This is a genomic window from Pseudomonas sp. GW822-FHT04H02, from assembly GCF_058800645.1.
In genome coordinates, this window is sequence record NZ_JBXAMM010000005.1 from 413169 (window position 1) to 437596 (window position 24428).

23 protein-coding genes are annotated in these 24428 nt (G+C 63.6%); 6 read left to right on the forward strand and 17 right to left on the reverse strand.

The features are described from left to right. Positions 1–73: 73 nt before the first annotated feature. From betA to betI, 3 genes are all read right to left on the reverse strand, one after another. Positions 74–1777 (reverse strand): choline dehydrogenase, encoded by a 1704-nt coding sequence (gene betA, locus AC1RMG_RS23865; protein WP_015637324.1) that lies wholly within the window; start codon positions 1775–1777, stop codon positions 74–76. A 143-nt stretch (positions 1778–1920) separates the two neighbouring features. Beyond that, positions 1921–3393, reverse strand: a complete 1473-nt coding sequence (betB, locus tag AC1RMG_RS23870) for a betaine-aldehyde dehydrogenase (RefSeq protein WP_011063942.1) — start codon at positions 3391–3393, stop codon at positions 1921–1923. Between the two features lie 108 nt (positions 3394–3501). After that, on the reverse strand, positions 3502–4095 hold the full coding sequence (gene betI / locus AC1RMG_RS23875) for a transcriptional regulator BetI (protein ID WP_011063941.1): 594 nt from the start codon (positions 4093–4095) through the stop codon (positions 3502–3504). A 486-nt stretch (positions 4096–4581) separates the two neighbouring features. Between betI and AC1RMG_RS23880 the strand changes: the two genes are divergently transcribed. Further along, entirely contained in the window at positions 4582–6534 is a 1953-nt protein-coding gene (locus AC1RMG_RS23880) for a BCCT family transporter (RefSeq protein WP_225368821.1), read from the forward strand. Positions 6535–6721: 187 nt separating this feature from the next. Here AC1RMG_RS23880 and choV read toward each other — a convergent pair whose 3' ends face one another. The 3 genes from choV to AC1RMG_RS23895 all read right to left on the reverse strand — a co-directional run bounded on the left by choV (position 6722) and on the right by AC1RMG_RS23895 (position 9769). Further along, positions 6722–7900, reverse strand: a complete 1179-nt coding sequence (choV, locus tag AC1RMG_RS23885; protein WP_011063939.1) for a choline ABC transporter ATP-binding protein — start codon at positions 7898–7900, stop codon at positions 6722–6724. Continuing rightward, complete coding sequence (gene choW, locus AC1RMG_RS23890; protein WP_019095263.1) at positions 7897–8742, reverse strand: choline ABC transporter permease subunit; 846 nt, start codon at positions 8740–8742, stop codon at positions 7897–7899. Before choW ends, choV begins: the two co-directional genes overlap by 4 nt. A 70-nt stretch (positions 8743–8812) precedes the next feature. Then, positions 8813–9769: a choline ABC transporter substrate-binding protein gene (locus AC1RMG_RS23895; protein ID WP_011063937.1), complete on the reverse strand. Its 957-nt coding sequence runs from the start codon at positions 9767–9769 to the stop codon at positions 8813–8815. A gap of 427 nt (positions 9770–10196) precedes the next feature. On the opposite strand from AC1RMG_RS23895, the gene AC1RMG_RS23900 reads away from it, so the two are divergent. Continuing rightward, positions 10197–11573 carry an L-serine ammonia-lyase gene (locus AC1RMG_RS23900; protein WP_011063936.1) on the forward strand — a complete coding sequence of 459 codons (1377 nt, stop codon included), beginning with the start codon at positions 10197–10199 and terminating at the stop codon, positions 11571–11573. 412 nt (positions 11574–11985) lie between these two features. Further along, a complete protein-coding gene (gene gbdR / locus AC1RMG_RS23905; RefSeq protein WP_011063935.1) occupies positions 11986–13089 on the forward strand; it encodes a choline metabolism transcriptional regulator GbdR in 1104 nt (367 codons plus the stop codon). On the opposite strand, the gene aac(6') is transcribed toward gbdR, so the two are convergent. Beyond that, positions 13090–13536 carry an aminoglycoside 6'-N-acetyltransferase gene (aac(6'), locus tag AC1RMG_RS23910; protein WP_019095262.1) on the reverse strand — a complete coding sequence of 149 codons (447 nt, stop codon included), beginning with the start codon at positions 13534–13536 and terminating at the stop codon, positions 13090–13092. Between the two features lie 62 nt (positions 13537–13598). Further along, positions 13599–13862: a hypothetical protein gene (locus AC1RMG_RS23915; protein ID WP_015637320.1), complete on the reverse strand. Its 264-nt coding sequence runs from the start codon at positions 13860–13862 to the stop codon at positions 13599–13601. Between the two features lie 314 nt (positions 13863–14176). Between AC1RMG_RS23915 and AC1RMG_RS23920 the strand changes: the two genes are divergently transcribed. Beyond that, a complete protein-coding gene (locus AC1RMG_RS23920; protein ID WP_169892498.1) occupies positions 14177–14605 on the forward strand; it encodes a DUF4952 domain-containing protein in 429 nt (142 codons plus the stop codon). Between the two features lie 254 nt (positions 14606–14859). Here AC1RMG_RS23920 and AC1RMG_RS23925 read toward each other — a convergent pair whose 3' ends face one another. The 5 genes from AC1RMG_RS23925 to AC1RMG_RS23945 all read right to left on the reverse strand — a co-directional run bounded on the left by AC1RMG_RS23925 (position 14860) and on the right by AC1RMG_RS23945 (position 19675). Beyond that, positions 14860–16020, reverse strand: a complete 1161-nt coding sequence (locus AC1RMG_RS23925) for a gamma-butyrobetaine dioxygenase (protein WP_123431070.1) — start codon at positions 16018–16020, stop codon at positions 14860–14862. 24 nt (positions 16021–16044) lie between these two features. Next, on the reverse strand, positions 16045–16521 hold the full coding sequence (locus AC1RMG_RS23930; protein WP_015637317.1) for a thioesterase family protein: 477 nt from the start codon (positions 16519–16521) through the stop codon (positions 16045–16047). A 108-nt stretch (positions 16522–16629) separates the two neighbouring features. Next, positions 16630–17595 (reverse strand): L-carnitine dehydrogenase, encoded by a 966-nt coding sequence (locus tag AC1RMG_RS23935; protein WP_019095258.1) that lies wholly within the window; start codon positions 17593–17595, stop codon positions 16630–16632. Positions 17596–17754: 159 nt separating this feature from the next. Continuing rightward, on the reverse strand, positions 17755–18642 hold the full coding sequence (cdhC, locus tag AC1RMG_RS23940) for a 3-dehydrocarnitine:acetyl-CoA trimethylamine transferase CdhC (protein WP_019095257.1): 888 nt from the start codon (positions 18640–18642) through the stop codon (positions 17755–17757). A gap of 88 nt (positions 18643–18730) precedes the next feature. Beyond that, positions 18731–19675, reverse strand: a complete 945-nt coding sequence (locus AC1RMG_RS23945; RefSeq protein ID WP_262213791.1) for a choline ABC transporter substrate-binding protein — start codon at positions 19673–19675, stop codon at positions 18731–18733. A gap of 194 nt (positions 19676–19869) precedes the next feature. Here AC1RMG_RS23945 and AC1RMG_RS23950 point away from each other — a divergent pair, with 194 nt between their 5' ends. Continuing rightward, on the forward strand, positions 19870–20829 hold the full coding sequence (locus AC1RMG_RS23950; RefSeq protein ID WP_015637314.1) for a GlxA family transcriptional regulator: 960 nt from the start codon (positions 19870–19872) through the stop codon (positions 20827–20829). A 37-nt stretch (positions 20830–20866) separates the two neighbouring features. Here the strand turns inward: AC1RMG_RS23950 and AC1RMG_RS23955 are convergent, their stop codons facing one another. The 4 genes from AC1RMG_RS23955 to AC1RMG_RS23970 form a co-directional block, all read right to left on the reverse strand. After that, entirely contained in the window at positions 20867–21283 is a 417-nt protein-coding gene (locus tag AC1RMG_RS23955; RefSeq protein ID WP_015637313.1) for a DUF3010 family protein, read from the reverse strand. 34 nt (positions 21284–21317) lie between these two features. Then, the gene (locus AC1RMG_RS23960; RefSeq protein ID WP_015637312.1) at positions 21318–21641 is read right to left on the reverse strand and encodes a helix-turn-helix domain-containing protein; all 324 of its coding nucleotides are present in this window, start codon (positions 21639–21641) and stop codon (positions 21318–21320) included. Further along, a complete protein-coding gene (locus AC1RMG_RS23965) occupies positions 21625–21879 on the reverse strand; it encodes a type II toxin-antitoxin system RelE family toxin (RefSeq protein ID WP_011063923.1) in 255 nt (84 codons plus the stop codon). Before AC1RMG_RS23965 ends, AC1RMG_RS23960 begins: the two co-directional genes overlap by 17 nt. A gap of 99 nt (positions 21880–21978) precedes the next feature. Beyond that, a complete protein-coding gene (locus AC1RMG_RS23970) occupies positions 21979–22893 on the reverse strand; it encodes a LysR family transcriptional regulator (RefSeq protein ID WP_011063922.1) in 915 nt (304 codons plus the stop codon). Positions 22894–23074: 181 nt separating this feature from the next. Here AC1RMG_RS23970 and AC1RMG_RS23975 point away from each other — a divergent pair, with 181 nt between their 5' ends. After that, positions 23075–24412 (forward strand): nucleobase:cation symporter-2 family protein, encoded by a 1338-nt coding sequence (locus AC1RMG_RS23975; RefSeq protein ID WP_072451775.1) that lies wholly within the window; start codon positions 23075–23077, stop codon positions 24410–24412. Positions 24413–24428: the final 16 nt, after the last annotated feature.

Here is a 24428-nt window from a genome sequence, read left to right on the forward strand (position 1 = left end):
CAAGGAAGTAGTTCTGAAGGAATGAAGGGAAGAGAAAAAGGGCGCCGACCCTTGCGGTCGGCGCCCGTCAGGCTTACTGCGCGGCGGGAGTCACATCGCGCATCGGCTTGCCACGTACCGGGGCTTCACCGGCTACGTAGTAGGCCGCGGTGCTGCGTGGCAGTGGCTGGCGGCCACGGATCTTGTCGGCGATTTTCTCGGCCATCATGATCGTCGGCGCGTTGAGGTTGCCGGTGGTGATGATCGGCATGATCGAGGCATCCACCACGCGCAGGCCTTGCATGCCATGCACGCGACCCTGGCCATCCACTACAGCCATGTCGTCGGTGCCCATCTTGCACGAGCAGGATGGGTGGAAGGCGGTCTCGGCGTGCTCGCGGACGAACTTGTCCAGTTGCTCGTCGGTCTGCACCTCGATGCCCGGGCTGATCTCGCGGCCGCGGAAAGGGTCCAGGGCCGGCTGCTGCATGATTTCACGGGTCAGGCGGATGCCGTCGCGGAATTCCTGCCAGTCCTGCTCGGTGGCCATGTAGTTGAAGAGGATGCTCGGGTGCTGGCGCGGGTCCTTGGACTTGAGCTGCACGCGGCCACGGCTCGGCGAGCGCATGGAGCCCATGTGCGCCTGGAAGCCGTGCTCTTTCACACCATTGCTGCCGTTGTAGTTAATCGCCACCGGCAGGAAGTGGTACTGGATGTTCGGCCATTCGAACTCTTCGCGGGTACGGATGAAACCGCCGGCTTCGAACTGGTTGCTGGCTCCGATGCCGGTGCCGTTGAACAGCCACTCGGCACCGATGGCCGGCTGGTTCCACCACAGCAGCGATGGATACAGCGACACCGGCTGGGTGCAGGCGTACTGCAGGTACAGTTCCAGGTGGTCCTGAAGGTTCTCGCCCACGCCCGGCAGGTCGTGAACCACCGGGATGTCCAGGCTTTCCAGGAGGGCGCGAGGGCCTACGCCGGAACGTTGCAGCAATTGCGGCGACGCGATGGCGCCGGAGCTGACGATGACTTCCTTGCGCGCACGGGCTTCCACGCGCTCTTCAGTGCTGCCTTGCAGGTAGCTCACGCCCACGGCGCGCTTGCCTTCGAAGAGGATCTTGTCGGTCAGGGCGTGGGTGACGATGGTCAGGGTCGAACGCTTTTTCGCGGTGTCCAGGTAACCGCGGGCGGTGCTGGCGCGACGACCTTTAGGGGTGACGGTACGGTCCATCGGACCGAAGCCTTCCTGCTGGTAGCCGTTCAGGTCTTCGGTACGCGGGTAACCAGCCTGCACGCCGGCTTCGACCATGGCGTGGAACAACGGGTTGTTGCCGGCCTTGGGCGTGGTCACGCTGACCGGGCCTTCGCCGCCGTGGTAGTCGTTGGGGCCGATGTCACGGGTTTCCGCCTTGCGGAAATACGGCAGGCAATCCAGGTAGGTCCAGTCTTCCAGGCCTGGCAGCTTGGCCCAGCCGTCGTAGTCCATGGCGTTGCCGCGGATGTAGCACATGCCGTTGATCAGCGACGAGCCGCCCAGGCCCTTGCCGCGACCGCATTCCATGCGACGACCGTCCATGTGTGGCTCTGGATCGGTCTCGTAGGCCCAGTTGTAGCGCCGGCCTTGCAGGGGGAAGGCCAGTGCCGCCGGCATCTGGGTGCGGAAGTCGAAACGGTAGTCCGGGCCGCCGGCTTCCAGCAGCAGGACGGTGACGCCTTCGTCTTCAGTCAGACGGGTCGCCAGGGTGTTACCGGCAGAGCCGGCACCGATGATGATGTAATCGAATTCTTGGGCCATTGGAGCCTCCGTGGAGAGCTGCAAGCCTCAAGCTTCAAGCTGCGAGAAAAGGCAGCGAAGCGGGCTTGGCGTTGAATGAGGAGCAGGCGGCAAGACAGGCTGTTGTCCTGGCTTGCCGCTTGTAGCTGGCTGCTAGCGGCTGCTTAGAACACCGAGGCGTAGTCGCCCAGCTCGACCTGCACCGACTTGATGCGGGTGAAGTTGTTCAGCGAGCTGATGCCGTTCTCACGGCCCACGCCCGACTGCTTGTAGCCGCCAACCGGCATCTTGGCGTCGGACTCGCCCCAGGCGTTGATCCAGCAGATACCGGCTTCGAGCTGATGAATCACGCGGTGAGCGCGGTTCAGATCCTTGGTGACCAGGCCGGCAGCCAGGCCGAAGTCGGTGTCGTTGGCGCGGCGGATCACTTCTTCTTCGGTTTCGTAGGTCAGGATCGCCATGACCGGGCCGAAGATTTCTTCACGGACGATGGTCATGTCGTCGGTGCAGTCGGTGAACACGGTCGGTGCAACGAAGGCGCCCTTGGCGAATTCGCCGTCGGTCAGGCGCTCGCCGCCGCACAGTACGCGGGCACCTTCTTCTTTACCCTTGGCGATGTAGCCCAGCACGCTTTCCATGTGCGGGAAGCTGACCAGCGGGCCGAAGTTGGTGTTTTCGTCTTCCGGGTTGCCGATGCGGATGCGCGCAACGCGCTCGGCGATCTTGGCTTCGAAAGCGGCTTTCAGGTGGCTCGGCACGAACACGCGAGTGCCGTTGGTGCAGACCTGACCGGAGCTGTAGAAGTTGGCCATCATGGCGGTGTCGGCGGCGCGATCCAGGTCGGCGTCGTCGAAGATGATCAGTGGCGACTTGCCGCCCAGTTCCATGGTCACGTCTTTCAGCGAGGAGCTGGAAGCGCTGGCCATGACCTTCTTGCCAGTGTCGGTGCCGCCGGTGAAGGAGACCTTCTCGATGCGCGGGTGCTCGGTCAGCCAAGTGCCGACTTCGCGGCCGCTGCCGGTCAGGACGTTGAACACGCCATCCGGCAGGCCGGCTTCGGTGTAGATCTCGGCCAGTTTCAGGGTGGTCAGCGAGGTCACTTCGCTCGGCTTGAAGATCATCGCGTTACCGGCCGCCAGGGCCGGTGCGGATTTCCACAGGGCGATCTGGATCGGGTAGTTCCACGCGCCGATACCGGCCACTACGCCCAGGGGCTCGCGACGGGTGTAGACGAAGGAAGTGGTGCGCAGCGGGATCTGCTCGCCTTCGATGGCCGGTACCAGGCCAGCGTAGTATTCCAGCACGTCGGCGCCGGTGACGATGTCCACGTACTTGGTTTCGGAGAAGGCCTTGCCGGTGTCCAGGGTTTCCAGGGCGGCCAGTTCGTCGTTGCGCTCGCGGAGGATTTCCACGGCGCGACGCAGGATGCGCGAACGCTCCATGGCGGTCATGGCGGCCCAGATCTTCTGGCCTTTCTCGGCGCTGACCACGGCGCGTTCCACGTCTTCCTTGGTCGCACGCTGCACTTGTGCGAGAACTTCACCGTTGGCCGGGTTGATGGCATCGAAAGTGGCGTCGCTGCCGGCATCGGTGTAGCCGCCGTCGATGTAGAGTTTTTGCAGTTCGAAACGGGCCATAGTGTCCTCGCAAGTGCATTAAGTAGTGGGCTTGACCACCGGGCATGCCCCTAAGTTCGGGGCGCGCTGATCAGTGGCGGTTCAGGGGCCGAGCGTCTCTTTTGTGCTCTAGCGCTCCTGCTTAGCCAGTTGTAGATCCATGTATTCGTAAGCGATCCGTATCGCCTGGTCGGTGTCGAATGCATCACCCGACAAGGCACCACGCAGCCACAAACCGTCGATCAAGGCCGCCAGGCCGCGGGCGGCCTTGCGCGCATGGTAGAGCGGCAGGGCACGGCGGAACTGGCAACACAGGTTGGAATACAAGCGGTGGTCGTTGATCCGCTGCAACCTGTGCAAATCGGGCTGGTGCATGCTGGAAGCCCAGAAGGCCAACCAGGTTTTCATTGCCGGGCCGTTCACCTGGCTGGCATCGAAGTTGCCCTCGATGATCACTTTCAGATGAGCGCGCGGGCTGTCGTCCGTCAGGGCCTGGCGGCGTGCTCTGACGCCTTCGTTGAGCATGCTCATGATGTAACCCATCGTCGCTGCGATCAGGCCGTTCTTGTCCCGAAAGTAGTGACTGATGATGCCGTTCGAGACACCGGCCAAACGGGCGATCAGCGCAATGCTGGCGTCCCCCATTCCGACCTGATCGACCGCTTGCAGCGTGGCTTCGATCAATTGCTGGCGGCGTATGGGTTGCATACCGACCTTGGGCATCTGATACCTCTCCTTAGGCCTGTCGATTGGCGTATGACGCCCGTCGACTTGTGGGCCAGTCTATTTTGTTTTGATTGAACGTTCAATCAACAAAGAATAAGATCTGCGACAAATCGTCGCTGCCTGGGGAGTTTCTCCTGCTCGCAGATGGCGGAAAAACGACCTCCGAAAATGCCCGAAACTTACACGCGGCATAGCGTGGACCGGCAAGAGAGCACACGTGTTGAAGGGGCAGGACGCTCCGGGTTCCAGGCGACGAACTGCAGGTTCGTCACCGGCCCCGGATGCGGTTGCGCAACGCGGCTTTTGCGGTTTCGGGTGTTTTCGGGGTGTCTTTATAACACCCGATGATCGGCTGCCAACTAACCGATTGGTCGGGTGCCGTGTTGCCTTGTGTCCTTCTCTCGCACTGCCCGGAGCATCTGCGCAATGAGTTCTGCCTCTCTTATAAAGACCCCACCGGAGAAGGTGCGGGTCAACGGTTGGGTGTTCTACACCTCCACCGCGCTGATCCTGTTGTTGACCGCCATTCTGATCATCGCCCCGCAAGAGGCCGGCCGACTGCTGGGCATTGCCCAGGCCTGGTTGTCCCGCAGCTTCGGCTGGTACTACATGGTGGTGATCGCCGCTTACCTGGTGTTCGTGGTGGGCCTGGCGTTCTCCTCCTACGGCAAGCTCAAGCTGGGGACCAAGCAGGACACCCCGGACTTCAGTTACGGCGCCTGGGCGGGGATGCTGTTTTCCTCCGGCATCGGCATCTCGCTGCTGTACTTCGGTGCTTCCGAGCCCCTGGACCACTACTTCAACCCGCCGGAAGGCGTACCGGGCAGCAACCTGGCCGCACGCCAGGCGCTGCAGCTGACGTTCCTGCACTGGGGCCTGCACGGCTGGGCCATCTATGCCCTGGTGGGCCTGGCGGTGGCGTACTTCGCCTATCGGCATAACCAGCCACTGGCGCTGCGTTCGGCGTTGTACCCGCTGGTGGGCGAGCGCTGGGTCAAGGGCGCGGCCGGCCACGCGGTGGACGGCTTCGGCATGTTCGTGACCCTGCTGGGCCTGGTGACCAACCTCGGGATTGGTTCGATGCAGGTGTCTTCCGGCCTGGAAAACCTGTTCGGCATGGAGCACAGCAACACCAACCTGCTGATCGTGATCATCGTCATGAGCACGGTGGCCACCATCGCCGCGGTGTCCGGCGTGGAAAACGGCATCCGCCGCCTGTCCAACCTGAACATCGTGCTGTTCAGCGGCCTGCTGATCTTCGTCCTGCTGTTCGGCCCGACCCTGCACCTGCTCAACGGCTTCGTGCAGAACATCGGCGACTACCTGAACGGTGTAGTGCTCAAGACCTTCGACCTCTATGTGTATGAGGGCGACAGCGCCAAGTCCGATCGCTGGCTGGGCCTGTGGACCCTGTTCTACTGGGCCTGGTGGATTTCCTGGGCGCCATTTGTAGGCATGTTCATCGCGCGTATTTCCCGTGGTCGCACCGTGCGTGAACTGGTGGCCGGCGTACTGCTGATTCCCCTGGGCTTCACCCTGGCCTGGCTGTCGATCTTCGGTAACTCGGCCCTGGATCTGGTGGTCAATCAGGGAGCCGTGGAGTTGGGCAAGACGGCGTTGGAACAGCCGTCCATGGCGATCTACCAACTGCTCGAGCACTACCCGGCCTCGAAGATTGTCATCGGTGTGTCGATCTTCGTAGGATTCGTGCTGTTCCTGACCCCCGCCGACTCCGGGGCGGTGATGATGGCCAACCTTTCGTGCAAGGGCGGCAACGTCGACGAAGACGCCCCGCACTGGCTGCGGATCTTCTGGTCGGTGGTGATCACCCTGGTGACCATCGGCCTGCTGTTCGCCGGCAACTTCGAAGCCATGCAGACCATGGTGGTGCTGGCCGGCCTGCCGTTCTCGGTGGTGCTGATCTGCTTCATGTTCGGCTTGCACAAGGCCATGCGCCAGGACGTGCAGATCGAGCAGGAACAGGCGCAACTGGCCGAGCGTGGCCGCCGCGGTTTCAGCGAGCGCCTGAGCCAGCTGGACCTGCAACCGACCCAGTCGGTGGTGCAGCGCTACATGGACAAGCACGTCAGCCCGGCCTTGCAGGAAGCGGCGGCGCAGTTGCGCAACCTGAGCCTGGAAGTGCAGACCAACCTGGGCAAGTCGAAGAACCTGCTGGGCCTGCGCGTGGAAATGGATGAAGGCAATCCCTTCGTCTATGAAGTGAGCCTGGACGGCTACCTGGCGACGCCTAGCGAATCGACCCAGCCGGAAGGGGCCGACAGCGAAGTGCGCAGCCGTTTCTACCGCGCCGAGGTGTATCTGCACAACGGCAGCCAGGAATACGACTTGATGGGCTTCACCCAGGAGCAGATCACCCGGGATGTGCTCGATCAGTTCGAAAGCCATCGGCAGCTCCTTGGCCGTGTCTATAGCTGAGTGAAGTCACGGGCCGCTCCCTACGGAGCGGTTCCAGCCGCTGTAGGAGCCGGCTTGCCGGCGAAGGCGTCCTCAAGGGCACTGCAAGGCTTAAGGGCCTGTTCGCTGGCAAGCCAGCTCCTACAGAAGGGGGTGGGTGGTTAAAGCAAAACGCCGCGATTGCTCGCGGCGTTTTTGTGTCTGCTGCTTAACCCAGGTTCTTGCCGAGCAGCGCGTGGTAGAGCTCGCTGTCGCCAAGGATACCCACCACTTTCTGGTTGTCGTGGAGCACCAGTTTGTTGCCGGTCTGGTAGCGGATCTGCAGGGCATCGCGCATGCCGATGCTGGAGTCCACCAGGGTCGGGCGTCGGCCCAGTTCTTCCACGGCTTGCCCCGGAACCCAGTTCTGCAGGTCCAGCTGCGAGCCGTTGCGGCGTGCGCCCTTGATGGTGTTGCCTTCGGCCAGGTCGAGCCAGGAATCGCCACCCGGGTCCAGGCATACCGAGCCGTTGACCCGCTTGCAGTTGTCCAGGCTGCGCATCAGGCTGCGCCCGCACAGCACGTTCAGTGGGTTGGTGTGGGCAACGAAAGTCCGTACATAGTCGTCCGCCGGGTTGAGCACGATTTCTTCCGGGTTGCTGTACTGGATGATCCGTCCGTCTTTCATGATGGCGATGCGGCTGCCCAGCTTCAGGGCCTCGTCCAGGTCGTGGCTGACGAAGACGATGGTCTTGCTCAGCTTGCGTTGCAGCTCCAGCAGTTCGTCCTGCAGGCCCTGGCGGATCAGCGGGTCGAGGGCCGAGAAGGGTTCGTCCATCAGCAGGATATCGGCGTCCATGGCCAGGGCACGGGCCAGGCCCACGCGCTGCTGCATGCCTCCGGAGAGTTCGTCGGGCTTCTTGTTGCGCCACTGGGTCAGGCCCACCAGCTCAAGCTTCTCGTCCACCAGCTTGCGCCGTTCCTTTTCCGGGCGGCCCTGCATTTCCAGGCCGAAGCTGATGTTTTCGCGCACGGTCAGCCAGGGCATCAGGGCGAACTTCTGGAACACCATGGCGATGCGCTTGGTGCGCATCATCTTCAGCTCGGCGGGGCTGCAGGAGGCGATGTCGATCTGCTTGCCTTCATGCTCGACGAACAGCTTGCCGCGGCTCACGGTGTTCAGGCCGTTGATGCAGCGCAGCAGGCTCGACTTGCCGGAACCGGAGAGGCCCATCAGCACGCAGATCTCGCCTTTCTCGATGTCCAGGCTGGCATTCTCGACGCCGACGATCTGCCCGGTCTTCTTCAGGATCTCGTTGCGGGTCATGCCCTGGTCCAGCAGCTTGAGGGGCTCGCGCGGGTCCTTGGAGAAAATCACGTCGACCTTGTCGAAGCGGATAATGCTCATGCGTCACCTCCTACTTTGGCTTCAGGTTGCTTGCAGATGCGGTCGAGCATGATCGCCAGCAGCACAATGGCCAGGCCGGCTTCGAAGCCCAGGGCGATATCCGCGGTATTGAGGGCGTTGACCACCGGCTTGCCCAGGCCATCGGCGCCCACCAGGGCGGCGATCACCACCATCGACAGCGACAGCATGATGCATTGGGTAATGCCGGCGGCGATGCTCGGCATGGCGTGGGGCAGTTCAATGCGCGACAACAACTGACGGCGCGAGCAGCCAAAGGCCTTGCCGGCGTCCATCAACTCTTGTGGAACATCGCGAATGCCCAGGTAGGTCAGGCGGATCGGCGCGGCGATGGCGAACACCACCGTGGAAATCAAGCCGGGCACCACCCCCAGGCCGAACAGGGTCAGGGTCGGGATCAGGTAGACGAAGGTGGGCACGGTCTGCATCAGGTCCAGCACCGGCCGCATCATGGTGTAGAACAGCGGCTTGTGCGCCGCGACTATGCCCAGCGGTACGCCGATGAGCACGCAGACCAGGGTGGCGAACAGCACCTGGGCCAGGGTTTCCATGGTTTCCTGCCAGTACCCCAGGTTGAGGATCAACAGGAAGGACAGCACGACAAAGGCGGTCAGGCCCCATTTGCGCTGGATCAGGTGCGCCAGCAGGGCAATCAGGCCGATCAGGGCCAGGGGGTTGAACCAGGTCAGCGCGAACGTCACGCCGTGGATCATGGTTTCCAGGGTGGTAGCGATCGCGTCGAAGGTGCTGGCGCCGTGCTTCGTCAACCACTCGACGAAAGCCGCGATGTACTGGCCCAGGGGGATTTTCTGATCAGTGAGCATGGTATTGAACGTCCGCATGCAAGGGAAAAACAGCCCGGGCGGGCGAGCCCGCCCGGCGTAAGCGCACTACTTAATTTGAAGCTTGTGCAAGCTTGGCTTTCACGGCCTCCAGGCCAGGTTTACCGTCAATGGTGGTCACGCCGGCGAGCCAGGTATCGAGCACCTGAGGGTTCTGCTTCAGCCAGGCCTTGGCGGCCGCCTCAGGCTTCATCTTGTCGTCCAGCACGTTGCCCATCAGGGTGCTTTCCATGTTCAAGGTGAACGACAGGTTCTTCAGCAACTGGCCGACGTTGCTGCACTCTTCGGCATAGCCCTTGCGGGTGTTGGTGTAGATGGTGGCCTGGCCGAAGTTGGGGCCGAAGAACTCGTCGCCGCCGGTCAGGTACTTCATCTTGAAACGGGTGTTCATCGGGTGCGGTTCCCAGCCCAGGAACACCACCGCGGTGTCACGGCGCTGTGCGCGCTCGACCTGGGACAGCATGCCTGCCTCGCTGGATTCCACCACCTTGAAGCCGGCGTCCTTCAGGCCGAAGGCATTCTTGTCGATCATGGTCTGGATGGTGCGGTTGCCGTCGTTGCCCGGCTCGATGCCGTAGATCTTGCCGTCCAGTTCCTTCTTGAACTTGACGATGTCGGCGAAGTCCTTCAGGCCCTTGTCGTACAGCGACTCGGGCACCGCCAGGGTGTACTTGGCGTTTTCCAGGTTGGCCCGCAGGGTGGCCACGGTCCCGGCGTCGCGGTAGGGCTTGATGTCGTTTTCCATGGTCGGCATCCAGTTGCCGAGGAACACGTCCATGTTCTTGCCGTCGGCCAGGGACTTGTAGGTCACGGGCACGGAAATCATGGTGGTCTTGGTCTTGTAGCCCAGGGCGTTGAGCACGACGCTGGTGGTGGCGGTGGTCACGGTGATATCGGTCCAGCCGACATCGGAGAAGTTTACGGTGCTGCATTGTGCCGGTTCTGCGGCTTGTGCCAGAAGCGGCAGACTCAGCATGGCGGCCAACAACAACGACGGGGAACCTTTCATAGGGGGGACTCCTGGATGTTTTTTTGGCGGCGTTTGGACCGCGCTTATAAGTGTGGCGGTTGGTGTGTCGGGAACAGCTCTACCACCGTGCCTTGCAATCGAGTCGAGACTGATCATGTACCAGTGAAAATCTGTCGCCTACAGGGTGCGTCGTATCCAGTACAGGGAGGGTCGCATCCAGTGTCGGTGAGGTCGCTTACAGTGTTTTCGAGCGATTTTTCCTACAACTGAGCCGCAAAAAACGCCCAAAACCCCTGCGTTGCGCCTGGCGGCGTTAGTGGGCATGAGTGAGTCGGTGTCAGACGTCGCGGGCCTTGGCAAAAGCCTGATGATGCGCCCTTCTCGGCGGATTGCAGCTTGAGCGTAGCAGCTCCGTCAGAGGGCGTTTCCGGCGCCCGGACAGTGCTCAACCAGGAGTTACGCAGCAATGGCTATCAGTGTTTTCGACCTGTTCAAGATCGGCATCGGCCCCTCCAGTTCCCACACGGTCGGGCCCATGCGCGCAGCGGCTTTGTTCGTCCAGGTATTAAAGGAAAGGCAACTGCTGGAGCAGGTACGCCGGGTCGAGGTGCAGCTCTTCGGTTCGCTGTCCGCCACCGGCATCGGCCATGGCAGCGACAACGCGGTGATCATGGGCCTGATGGGGGAGTGGCCGGACGCGATCGACCCGTCGCTGATCGGCACGCGCATCGAGCTGCTGCGGGAAACCGACACCCTGTTGCTGGACGGGCGGCTGCCAGTGCCTTTCATCTGGGCCCGGGACATGCAGCTGGTGGACCGCAACCTGCCATTCCATCCCAACGCCATGACCCTGGTGGCCGCGGGCGAAGAGGGTGAGCTGCACCGCGATACCTACTATTCGGTGGGCGGCGGTTTTGTCGTCGACCAGGCCCAGGCCGACAGCGGTGTGGCGGACCTGGACCGCAGCGAGCTGCCTTACGACTTTTCCAGTGCGGTGGAACTGCTGGGCCTGTGCCAGAAGCACAACCTGCGGGTCGCCGAACTGATGCTGGCCAACGAGAAAGTCTGGCGTTCGGAAGAGGAAATTCGCAGCGGCCTGATGGCGCTCTGGCGTGCCATGCAGGACTGCGTGGAACAGGGGCTCAAGCACGAGGGCATCCTGCCTGGCGGGCTCAATGTGCGTCGCCGCGCGGCCAAGTTGCACCGTAGCCTGCAGGAACTGAACAAGCCCAATGTGATCGGCTCCACCCTCAGCGCCATGGAGTGGGTCAACCTGTTTGCCCTGGCGGTGAACGAAGAGAACGCCGCCGGCGGACGCATGGTCACCGCCCCCACCAACGGCGCGGCGGGGATCATTCCGGCGGTGCTGCATTACTTCATGAAGTTCAGCGAAGACGTCACCGACGCCAACGTGGTGGATTTCTTTCTCGGCGCGGCGGCCATCGGCATCCTGTGCAAGAAGAACGCCTCCATCTCCGGTGCCGAAGTCGGCTGCCAGGGTGAGGTGGGTTCGGCCTGCGCCATGGCGGCGGCCGGGCTGGCGGAAATTCTCGGGGCGACCCCGGAGCAGTTGTGCAACGCCGCGGAGATCGGCCTGGAGCACAACCTCGGCCTGACCTGTGATCCGGTGGGCGGGCTGGTGCAGGTGCCGTGCATCGAGCGCAACGCGATTGCCGCGGTGAAGGCGATCAATGCCGCGCAAATGGCCTTGCGCGGCGATGGCCAGCATTTCATTTCCCTGGACCGGGTAATTCGCACCATGCGTGATACCGGCGCCGACATGCACGACAAATACAAGGAAACCTCCCGTGGCGGCCTGGCGGTCAGCGCCGTGGAGTGCTGATTGCCGGCGCGCACAAATCGCTCACATGCCCAGGGGCGCGCCACCTTTTAGCGCGTCGTGAATAGACAAGTCGCCAACCGGGCCGGGCAGCCCCCGTGCCCGTGGCCCGGTTGTGCTTTGAGTGACACTCGCCCGCCCCTGTGCGAAGTGCCTGCCGCGCAAGTGCTACCTAACTGCTCACAGCTCTCTGAGCCTGGCCACCGCACGCCGACGGCGGCGCTTCTTATCCGCACATTGACAAGGGCTATGTAGACACGTCGCGACGTCGTTTTCAGGAGTTATTGAATGCCCATTCAACTTTAGGCATGGCAATTGCTCTGTGAATATCAAGCCCGTCTCCCTTGAGGAACAGGGCACATAAAAAGAGCCTCCGCCTGAGGCCATCACCCGCTTTGTGTGAGGAGATATCGCGATGACGTCGTTCAACTCCGGGGCCCAACCCCAGAACCGTGCGCCTCAATCCATCGGCTTTCTGCTGCTGGACAATTTCACGCTGATTTCCCTGGCCTCCGCAGTCGAACCCCTGCGCATGGCCAACCAACTGTCCGGTCGCGAGCTGTATCGCTGGACCACCCTCAGCGTCGATGGTGGCCAGGTCTGGGCCAGTGACGGTCTGCAGATCACCCCCGATGCCGCGATGCACAAAGCCCCCAGCCTCGATACCGTGATTGTCTGCGGCGGTATCGGCATCCAGCGCACCGTCACCCGCGAACATGTGTCCTGGCTGCAGAGCCAGGCCCGCCAGTCGCGCCGTCTGGGTGCGGTGTGTACCGGCAGTTGGGCCCTGGCCTGCGCCGGCCTGCTGGACGGCTTCGATTGCAGCGTGCACTGGGAATGCCTGGCGTCGATGCAGGAAGCCTTTCCCCGGGTGGCCATGAGCACCCGCCTGTTCACCCTCGACCGCAACCGCTTCACCAGCTCCGGCGGCACCGCGCCGCTGGACATGATGCTGCACCTGATCAGCCGCGATCATGGCCGCGAGCTGTCGGCGGCGATCTCGGAAATGTTCGTCTACGAGCGCATCCGCAACGAGCAGGATCACCAGCGCGTACCCCTCAAGCACATGCTGGGCACCAACCAGCCCAAGCTGCAGGAAATCGTCGCCCTGATGGAAGCCAACCTCGAAGAGCCGATCGACCTCGACGAACTGGCGGTGTACGTCGCCGTGTCCCGGCGACAGCTGGAGCGGCTGTTCCAGAAGTACCTGCATTGCTCGCCGTCGCGCTACTACCTCAAGCTGCGGCTGATCCGCGCCCGGCAACTGCTCAAGCAGACTCCCATGTCGATCATCGAAGTGGCGTCGGTCTGTGGTTTTGTCTCCACGCCGCACTTCTCCAAGTGCTACCGCGAGTACTTCGGCATTCCACCGCGTGACGAGCGCATCGGTTCCAACACCACTCAGCAGGTGGCGATGATGCCGCTGCCGCAAGCCATGGTTTTGGCGCCGCTGTCCGGGCCATTGTCGGCCCTGAGCCAGGCACGCAACGAATCGACCTTCGCCAGCGTGCGCCTGTAGTCACAGGCGTTTCTTGAAATACACCACGCGCTCGGTTTCCTCGAAACCCAGCGCGTGGTGCAGATCCTGGCTGGCCAGGTTGTCGAGGCTGGTGTCCGAGGCCATTTCCACGCATCCCTGTTGTTGCCCCCAATAGGCGACCTGCTCGATCAGGCGCTGGGCTATGCCCTGGCGACGATGCCCGGGGGCCACATAGATGCCTTCAAGAAAGACCACGGGGGAGCTGTCGGTGCCGTTGACGTAGTCGTGGCGCAATGCAGCCTCGGCCAGGCCCACGGCCTCACCGTTCTCGGTGCAGGCCAGCCAGCAGCCATAGCGCTGGGGCTCGGCCAGAATCTGCTGGATTTCGGCCTGGTGTTCATCCTGCGGGCAATCGGGCCACAGGCCCTGGCGCAATTGCAGCCACCCGCCAGCGTTGGCGGATGAACCAGGTTCAATGGGGGTCATGAGCGGGCCTGTGGTTTGTGGAGGAAACCCACTTTAGCAACCCGCCCGGGCCCCGGGGGCGTTCACGCGCGTTTTTGCTGCTGGTACTCGGCCAGGGCCGGCAGCAGTTGGCGGTCGATGGCCTGGCGTACGGCAGGCAGGATGGTCGCATTGCCGGTGAGCATCTGCTCGACCATGCCCTTGAGCGCCTTGGCCCGTGCATCGCTCAAGCCCCTTACCGCACATTCGCAGGCCTGCTCGGCGCTGGCACCTGCGGGCATTTCGAAACCCAGGGCCCGGAGTTGTCCCAGCAGGTCGTCCTGGTCAATCAGATCCGCGTGCATCATGACTCTTATCCTTGTTCAGGGAGCGTGGTCGTGAGCCGATTCTGGTAGGGCGTCCGGGTGGCGGCAAGGGCAGATTGTCGCGATGGCCCGTTTACCTATGAACAGGTCGTTTTCGGCTAAGTCGATGGCCATGGCCGGTTGCCAGAGCGTTGGGAAAAGGCGGCGCAATCAAGTCTTGCGGCGCTTGCTTGTGAGGCCTCGGGCTTGCCTGAAGGGTGGGGTAATGAGCGTTCCTGCCGCGCAAAGACTTTCTGTGCAAGCGCTGGGTGTTCGGTAGGATGGCCGCCGAGTGGCAAACCATGGAGCTGGAGTGGATGAAAGTGATGTTCAGAATGGGGTTCGCCTGTTTGTTGTTGATGGTTTCCGGCGCCGCTCTGGCCGCTCCCGAGTGCGACGATTTTCTGAAGGCCATGACCGATCCACCGAAGTCCCTGGAGTTTTTCCGTTGTGAGTCGAGGCCCCAGGATCAGGGCGCACCGCTGACTGCCAGTTACCGGGTCAAAGGTAAGGACGCCCATGAGGTAGAGCGCTATCTGCAGCGGGAGTTGGGGGGGCAGGAGGGGCTCAGGTTTGTCTGCTGCGGCTGGGAAACGAAGGGCTTCATTTCCTATAGGGATAGAAAGACCGGGCGTAATTACCAGATTGGCATGGGCTCTGAAGAGACGCCCTACAACCAGCGCCAGGATTGGCACAAGATCGGCTATTTCTATGTGACGGTGGTGCTGTATACCGAGGACATCTGAAGGCGTGGCAGTGGCCCTATTACCTATGAGCAGGTCGCTCTCGGCTAACTCGCGGGAAGGCAGAGTGGGCAGACTGAAACCAGCTCGCGTCGTGTCGGTTTGGTCACCTTCTCACCGCAGCTCCTCAGAAGTAGTCCCTGCCTCGATCCTGTCACGGCTTGATCGGGGCTTTTTTTTGCCTGTGGAAAGCTCTCCGGCAAGTTTCGCCGGCAAGCCGGCTCCTACAGGGGAGCCGGGGGCGGGAGGGGTGAGGATCAGCGCTGCAGCACCAGGATTCTGGAGAGCAGTTCGTCGCGGTCGATGTAGCAGCCCTGGAAGTGCCGGGCGCCGCTGGCCGGGTCGAAGGCGTTGCGCGCGTGCAGGGTGCGGCGGTTGTCGAAGCACCAGAGCTGGCCCGGGTCCAGGCGGCGAATGACCCGGAACCGGGCTTCGCGGGTCAGGGCGATAAAGCGCCGGTAGGCGCGGTACAGCCGGGGCATCTGTTCTTCCGTGGTGTCGAAGGGGCCACGCAGGAAATTGGCCATGCGGATTTCCGCGACCTGGCCCCGGGCATCCAGGGCGATGACCGGCGCCAGGCAGCGGTAGTCGCTGTGGCGGTCCTTGTTGCGAAACTCCACGGGAATTTCGCACAGGGCGCGGAACGCCTCGGGGTCTTCCCGGCGCAGGGCGTCGGCAATGGCAAAGCCGTCGACGAAAATGCTTTCGCCGCCTACCGCGTCATTCACCAGGCAATGCAGGAATTGCAGCCCCGGTTGCAGCTCGCGGGTCGGCAGGTCGCTGTGCAGCGGCAGATTGAAGGCGGTGTAGGCGTTGCTGTCGGCATCGGCCTTGGACTGCACGTTGAACAGCACGCCGAAATTGCTTTCGCGGATAAACGAAATACGCCGCGCAATCAGGGCCAGCGAGCCGGGTTCGGTGGGCGCGCCACGGACCTGGGTCAGGCCGGTATCGCGCAGGGCCAGCAGCCATTGCAGCAGCACCTGGGGGTCCTCCATCAGCGCCTGGTACTGGAACTCGGGCAGTTGCAGGCTGGCGTCCCACAGCGAGTGCCGGGCCTTGGCGGCCTGCCGTTCTTCGCGCGACTGTCGATCATAGGCATGGGCCCGCAGCCAGCCGGGGTCGAAGCGGCTGCGGTGGCCGTCCGCCCAGTCGAGGTTCAGGCAGCCGTCGGCATCAATGCGTGCGGCGCTGCACTCGAGGTCTTCGGCAACATCGACGATTTCCAGCACCTGTTCGCGGGTCACGCTGTAGACGCATTGCGGGCAAGGGCAGTTGTCCCGCAGCCATTGATGATGAAAAGGGCTGAGACGGCCGTCGGCCCAGTGCACCTGGAGCCGGTCCGGCAGGACCTGGACAGTGGCCAGTGCGCTGATCAACGGGTAACTGCGGTAGTCGGCAAGGGCGGCGGTGTTCACGGCGATCTCCTTTTCTTCTGAGGGCTATTTTTCCGCGGGCAGGGCGATCACCCGGCCGAGGCAGGCCGGGCGCGGCAGGTCCGCCTGCTCGGCGGCCAGGGTTTGCAGGCGTTGCAGCACCGGCTCACTGAACGGCGCCGAACGCGGCCCGGCCAGGTCGACGTGGAGCAGCATTTGCTCGTTGCCTGCCAGCTCCCGGGGATCATCGAGTCTGTGCAGGCTGTGGTAGAGGTGCAGGCGCTTGCGATCGTGGCCGATGATCTGGGTGCGCACTTCGACCTCGGTGTCGAGCTTCACCTCATGCAGGTAGTTCAGGTGCAGTTCCAGGGTGAACAGCGAGTGGCCGCTGGCTTCGCGGTTGTCGCTGTCGAGCCCCAGGCGATCCATCAGGGCGTCAGTGGCATAGCTGAAGATCAGCAGGTAGAAGGCATCGCGCAGATGGCCGTTGTAATCGACCCAGTCGCTGATGATGCGGGTGCTGTAGGTGGTCAGGGCAGGCATAAGGTCACCGGATAACGGTAGGAGCCGGCTTGCCGGCGAAGGCGTCCGTTGGGTTTGCGCCTGGCTTGGCGGCCCGTTCGCCGGCAAGCCAGTTCCTACGGGGTTGGGTTAGTCGTGAAAGTGCATGCCGTGCTTGGCCTTGGTGGTTTTCACCGCCTCCAGCACCGCCAGCAGGCAGTCATCACGATAGCGCTCCAGGGCCGCAATGCTGTGGGTGCCCAGTTGCTCGGCGGTGCCTTCGACCACGTCGTCGATCAGCTTGTCGGTCAGCTCCGGGGCCGGCAGGTAGGTCCAGGGCAGTTGCAGCGCCGGGCCGAACTGGGCCATGAAGTGGCGCATGCCGGCGTCGCCGCCCGCCAGGGTGTAGGTGAGGAAGGTGCCCATGAACGACCAGCGCAGGCCGGCGCCAAAGCGGATCGCATCGTCGATTTCCCCGGTGGTCGCCACGCCGTCGTTGACCAGGTGCAGGGCCTCGCGCCACAGCGCTTCGAGAAGACGGTCGGCGATGAACCCCGGGACTTCCTTGCGCACGTGAAGGGCGCGCATCCCCAGGGATTCATAGACCTTGATCGCGGCCTGGACCGCTTCGGGCGCGGTGCGCTTGCCGCCCACCACCTCCACCAGCGGCAGCAGGTACACCGGGTTGAACGGGTGGCCCACCACGCAGCGTTCCGGGTGGGTCGAGCCCTCGTAGAATTCGCTGGGCAAAAGGCCCGAGGTGCTGGAGCCGATCAGCGCCTCAGGCTTGGCCGCGGCGCTGATTCTGCTGTGCAGTTCCAGCTTGAGCTCCAGGCGTTCGGGAGCGCTTTCCTGGATGAAGTCGGCATCCTTCACGCATTCCTCGATGGTGTCGACGAAGCGCAGGCGCTGTTGTGATGCTCCGGGGGCCAGCCCTTGTTTTTCCAGCGCGCCCCAGGCGTTGGCGACGCGCTTGCGCAGGGCCGCTTCGGCGCCGGGCGCCGGGTCCCAGGCCACTACGTCGAGGCCGTGGGCCAGGGCTCGGGCCACCCAGCCGCTGCCGATCACGCCGCTGCCCAGGGCGGCGAAAGTTTTGATATCGGTAATAAAAGTCATCGCGTCTTCCTGGATAAAGAGTTCGTAGGAGCTGGCTTGCCAGCGAAGCTATTGGCGGCCTTGCGGGCCCCTTCGCCGGCACGCCGGCTGCTACGAGCTCGGATGTGACGGCCTCTTCGCGAGCAAGCTCGCTCCTACGGGGGGAGAGGTGGATTGGGGTCAGCCGCGTTGCTTCAGGCCCATTTTCTGCCGGCCTTCGGCCGGGGTCAGGACCCGGGCGCCGAGGCGGCTGAGGATTTCCGTGGCCCGTTCCACCAGTTGGCCGTTGGTGGCGAGCACGCCGCGATCCAGCCACAGGTTGTCTTCCAGGCCGACCCGCACGTTGCCCCCCAGCAGCACCGCTTGCGCAGCCATGGGCATCTGCATGCGGCCAATCCCGAAGCCGGCCCAGACCGCGTCCGCCGGCAGGTTGTCGACCATGGCCTTCATGGTGGTAGTGTCCGCCGGGGCGCCCCAGGGAATGCCCAGGCACAGCTGGAACAGCGGGTTGTCCAGCAGGCCTTCCTTGATCATCTGCTTGGCGAACCACAGGTGCCCGGTGTCGAAGATTTCCAGCTCGGCCTTCACTCCCAGCTCCTGGATACGCTTGGCGCCGGCCCGCAGTTGAGCCGGGGTGGAGACGTAGATGGTGTCGCCGTCGCCGAAGTTCAGGGTGCCGCAGTCCAGGGTGCAGATCTCCGGCAGCAGTTCCTCGACGTGGGCCAGGCGGGTCAAGGGGCCGACCAGGTCGGTGTTGGGGCCGAACTCCATGGGGTTCTCGCCGCCGCCGATCTCCAGGTCGCCGCCCATGCCGGCGGTGAGGTTGACGATGATGTCGATGTCGGCCTCGCGGATCCGCTCCATCACTTCGCGGTACAGCGCCACATCGCGGCTGAACTTGCCGGTGGCGGGGTCGCGCACATGGCAGTGCACCACGGTGGCGCCGGCCTTGGCGGCTTCTACGGCGGCCGCGGCGATCTGTTTCGGGGTGACCGGCACGTGCGGGCTCTTGGCGGTCGTGTCGCCAGCACCGGTGAGTGCGCAGGTGATGATGACGTCGTGGTTCATGGTGCGGTTCCTTACAGGCGTGTTTGCTGAGGGCGTGAGGTGGCCGTGCGCAGCCCAGGGCGGGCTGCGGGGCGGCAGTGGCGGTGGCTTATTTGCTGGTCAGTTGCAGGTGCTCGGCGGCCGGCTTGCCATCGAAGGTGGTGACCCCTTCCAGCCAGCGCTGCTGGTCCTGCGGGTGGTCCTTGAGCCATTGCCGCGCGGATTCCAGGGCATCCTTGTGATCCAGCAGCGGCTGCATCATGCGGCTCTCGTCTTCGGCGCTGAAGGTCAGGTTGGTCAACAGCCGGTGCACGTTCGGGCACTGCTCGGCGTAGTCAGGCGCGGTGACGGTCCACACCGTGGCCTGGCCTTCGTTGGGCCCCAGGGCGTTTTCGCTGCCGCTGAGGTAGGTCATCTTGAAGTTGACGTTCATCGGGTGCGGCGCCCAGCCGAAGAACACGATGGCCTCGTTGCGTTTCACCGCTCGGGCCACCGCCGACAACATGCCCGCCTCACTGGACTCCACCAACTGGAACTTGCCCAGGCCGAACTGGTTCTTGGCGATCATTTCCTTGATCTGGGTATTGGCTCCCGAACCCGGTTCGATGCCGTAGATCTTGCCCCCCAGTTCCTTCTGGAACCTGGCGATGTCGGCAAAGGTCTTCAGCCCCTTGTCCGCCAGGTAGGCCGGCACGGCCAGGGTGGCGCGGGCGTCCTTGAGGCTCGGTTCGGCCAGGACCTTGACCTGGTTGGCGTCTACGAAGGGGGTGATGGTCTGGGTCATCAGCGGGTTCCAGTAGCCCAGGAACAGGTCCAGGCGCTGGTCACGGATGCCGGCGAAGATGATCTGCTGGGAAGCACTGGTCTGCTTGGTCTTGTAGCCGAGGCCGTCGAGCAGGACCTGGGTCAGGGCGCTGGTGGCGATCACGTCGGTCCAGTTGACCACGCCCAGGCGCACGTTCTGGCAACTGGCGGCATCGGCGGCCAGGGCCCCGCTGCTCAGAAAAACGCTACTACTAAGCGCAAGCACACAGCTGCTGATCAGTCGTTTCATGATGCTTTCCTCGGCAGGTCGTTATTGTCGGTCCCGGCGTCTTTGTGCGCAGGTGTTGCCAAGGTACGCAGGCGCCGCCGGTGGCAAGCGCACAGCGGCGACCGACTCTTGCACTGCAGCGACCTGCCCCCTTGTGGCACGGGGGCATTTGGCGTATCACAAGGCCCACGCTGGCCGTCACCGGAGTGCGTTGCATGTCCCAGGACTTCTATTTCCTGCTGATGCCGGGGTTTTCCGCCATCGGTTTCATCTCGGCCATCGAGCCGCTACGGGTGGCCAACCGCTTTCGTGGCGAGCTGTACCGCTGGCATGTGCTGAGCGCCGACGGCGGCGCGGTGCTGGCCAGCAATGGCATGTCGGTGAATGTCGATGCGGCCCTGGAGCCGCTGAAGAAAGGCGCGACCTTGTGGGTGGTGGCCGGTTTCGAGCCGCTGAAGTTTCTCACCCCGGCCCTGGAGCACTGGTTGCGGCGGCTGGAGGTGGAGGGCGTGACCCTGGGCGGGATCGACACCGGTAGCGTGATCCTCGCCGAGAGCGGTTTGCTGGAGGGGCACCGGGTGACCTTGCACTGGGAGGCCATCGAGGCCTTCAAGGAGTCCTACCCGCAACTGAGCGTGACCCAGGAGCTGTTCGAGATCGATCGACGGCGCATCACCTGTGCCGGCGGCACGGCGTCCATCGACATGATGCTCGACCTGATCGCCCAGGCCCACGGCCCGCAACTGGCGGTCCAGGTCAGCGAGCAGTTCGTGCTGGGGCGCATCCGCCCGCGCAAGGATCACCAGCGCATGGAAGTCGCCAGCCGCTACGGCATCAGCAACAAGAAGCTGGTGCAGGTGATCGGCGAAATGGAACAGCACAGCGAACCGCCCCTGAGCACCCTGGCCCTGGCCGAGTCGATCAAGGTCACCCGGCGCCAGCTGGAGCGCCTGTTCCGCCTGCACCTCAACGACACCCCGAGCAATTTCTACCTGGGCCTGCGCCTGGAGAAAGCCCGCAAACTGCTGCGCCAGACCGACATGAGCGTGCTGGAGGTGAGCATTGCCTGCGGGTTTGAATCGCCGTCCTACTTCACCCGCAGTTACCGCGCGCGTTTCGTGCGGTGCCCGCGGGAAGACCGGCGCCCGTCGGGCGGCGGCCGCGAGCTGGCTTGACTCGGGCTCGGTAGCGCCGGCCAGCCGGCTCCTACGGTTACTTTTTCAGCAGGGCGGCGCAGGCGGCTTTGTAGGCTTCGTGCTGGTATTTGTTGAGGCTCGCGGCCAGAGCGAAGCCGTGCTTCTTGTACTGGGCGTTGATGGTTTGGGGCGACAGCAGGGTCACCTCGCAATTCTCCAGCAACTGAAACACGCCTTCGATCTTGAAGGTGGTGGGGCCGCCGGCGAACTCGCCTTTCTTGCTGCGCTTCTTGATGGCGATGCGGGTGATCCCGTGTTCGCGCACGAAGGCCCCGACCTGGCTGGCGAAGGCCCTGACGTTGGCGGCCTCGTCATCGTCTTCCAGGGCGATTTTCTTGGTGGCCAGCGGCTGGTGTTGCACCGCGCCGTCTTGCAGGGTGGCGAGGGCGAAGATGGCTTCGCTGCCTTTGATCTCGATACCGCAGATGCTCATGGGGAACCCTTTCAATCAGTGAGTGAGGCGCAGCTTACAGCTCCAGCTGGTCGGCGCGTATGCCGAAGGCGGCGGCGATCTTTTCCCGGGTGGCCCGGCGCGGCCGGGCGACGCTTTCCTGCTGGGCAAAGGCCGGCTGGGAGATCCCCAGGCGCCTGGCGACTTCGTCCTGGGTGAGGTGCAGGTGCTCGCGCCAGGCGCGGATCGGCGTGGCGCCGTCGACCATGCGGCTGACCACGTCATGGGGTATCAGATCGGCTTCCTTGTACTGCGCCATGTACTGCGCGTAGGGAATCACCACGAATGCCGGGCTGCCGTCCGGGCCGTGGATGATCTGGATGTCAGTAGGTACGTTCATCACGTTTCTTGACCTCTTGAACACTGACGATGTGTATGGCTCCGTCCCAGTCGAACAGGACCCGGTACTGCCCGACCCGAAGACGATAGGCATAAGTGTGGCCGGACAGGGCTTTGACGTTGCCACTGGCGGGCATGTCGGCCAGCAGGGCAATCGCATCGCGAACCTGGACCTGATGCTCGTGGTGCAGTCGCATCAACTGCTTGACCGCTTTTCTACTCCAGAGGATCTCGTTCATGGCGGACTATATAAGTCTTTTATAAGGAATGCGAATCCTTGCTTATATTTCCTGCCCGGCCAAGTGCAGAACCTTGTCCCTTTGTTGCCCGCGCCAGCATTACCAGGTCGTGGACTGCCCGCGCCGGTCCACCTCGTACACCTTCTGGCGCAGCAGCCGCTCCTTGAGCCAGCGCTCGGCCTTGCCCATCACCCGTTGTCGGGCCCAGAGCAGGTCGACGCCGATCAACCAGTCGGTATGGGGGTAGGCCCCCAGTTGCAGTTCCACCAGCTCGCCCTTGGCCAGTTCACGCTGGATCAGTTGCCGCGGCAGGGTGGCCCAGCCCAGGCCGGCGCGGACCATTTCCAGCAGCGCCAGGTAGTTTTCCGCCTGCCACAGCTGGGTGGAGCGCAGGTATTCGCTGCTGGGCAGCTTGTTGGCGTGGGCGCTGAAGGCCAGGCGCCGGTGCACGTGCAGGTCGTCGAAGGTCACGCTGTCGAGCTGCGCCAGCGGGTGGTCCGGGTGGCAGACGTGCAACATGATCAGCTTGCCCAATTGCTGGAACTCCAGCTCCTGGGGGTAGCCCGGTTGCGAGAAGGCGATGCCCAGCACCGCTTCACCCCGGGCCACCAGCTCGCTGGCGTCCCCGGACAGCGGGTGGCGGATCAGCAGGTCGACATAGGGAAAGGCCTGTTCGAACTCCCGCAGGGCCGGCATCAGCGGGCCATAGGGGGTTTCGATGACGATCGACAGGTGTGGCTCCACCACCTGCGACAGGCAGTCGGCGTTGGCCTGCAGGGTCAGGCAGCGCTCCAGCACCGCCTCGGCCTGCAGCAGCATCTTCTGCCCGGTGGCCGTCAGCACCGGGCTGCGAGCGCTGCGGTCGAACAGCTCGACCCCCAGGTCCGCCTCCAGGTTGCCGATGGCCACGCTGACCGTGGACTGGGTCTTGCCCAGCTTGCGTGCGGCGGCCGAGAACGAGCCGCTTTGCGCGGCCTGTACGAACATCTGCAGTTGATCCAGCGAAAAGCGCATCGCGGCTCCCGGCCCTGGAAGAGGGCTGTCTGATCCATCGTTAAAAACGATGGCTGCTCATTTGTTTCATCGTATTCAAGCACAGATCATGGCCCCGACGTCCGTACTTCCTGCCGGCGGCGCTTGCCCCGGATGCCTGCCAAAACAAAAGCAAAAGCTGCACCTTCAGGAGACCTGCGACATGACAATTTCCCGCGTGCATCCCGTGGACGAGGTCCTGCCCGTCCGCCAGCTGTTCACCTTCGGCCTGCAGCATGTGCTGGTGATGTATGCCGGTGCGGTGGCGGTACCGTTGATTCTAGGCAATGCCCTGGGCCTGACCCCGGCGCAGGTGGTGCTATTGATCAACGCCAACCTGCTGACCTCGGGCATCGCCACCCTGGTCCAGACCCTGGGGTTCTGGCGTTTTGGCGCGCGGCTGCCGTTGATCCAGGGCTGTTCGTTCATCGCCCTGGCACCGATGATCATGATCGGCAAGCAGTTCGGCCTGACCGAGGTGTTCGGCGCGGTGATCGCCGCAGGCGTCATCACCATTGCCCTGGCGCCGCTGTTCAGCCGTCTGCTGCGGTTTTTCCCGCCCGTAGTGATCGGCAGCCTGATCACCATCATCGGCATTTCCCTGATGCCGGCAGCGGCGATCTGGCTCGGCGGCGGCAACCCCGCGGCGGACGATTTCGGCGCGCCGGCCAACCTGCTGCTGGGGCTGGCCACGGTAGCGGTGACGCTGGTGATCTACGGCAAGTTCTCGGGCTTTATCGGCAACCTCAGCGTGCTCATCGGCTTGCTGGTGGGCAGCCTGATCGCCGCGGCGTTCGGCATGACCGACTTTGCCCAGGTGAGCCAGGCGGCCTGGTTCGAACTGAGCCGGCCCATGGCGTTTGGGGCTCCACAGTTTTCCCTGGTGCCGATCCTGATCATGACCCTGGCGATGCTGGTGATCATGGCCGAGACCACCGGCAACTGCCTGGCCATCGGCAAGCTCACCGGCAAGCCGACCACTCAGCGCACCCTGGGCGATGCGTTCCGCGCCGATGGCCTGTCGACCCTGCTCGGCGGCCTGTTCAACAGCTTTCCCTACAACGCCTTTACCCAGAACACCGGGCTGATCGCGCTGTCCAGGGTCAAGAGCCGCTTCGTGGTGGCTGCGGCCGGGGCAATCATGGTGCTCATGGGGCTGTTTCCCAAGCTGGGTGCCCTGGTGGCCGCGGTGCCGACCCCGGTGCTTGGCGGTTGCGCCATCGTGATGTTCGGCATGACTACAGTGGCCGGCATCCAGGAACTGTCGCGGGTGCCGTTCGAAGGTACGCGCAACGCCATCGTGGTGGCGGTGTCGGTCAGCGTCGGGGTGCTGCCGATGTCCTTCCCGGCGCTGTTCGCCCATCTGCACGGTCCCCTCAGGCTGGTGCTGGAAAGCGGCATCTTCCTTGGCGCCATCACCGCCATCGTTCTCAACCTGCTGCTCAACCCCCGTGAGGCCGCCACCCAGGTGCTGGCAGCCCATGTCGAGCTCAATGACTGACGTTTTTCTCGCCGCC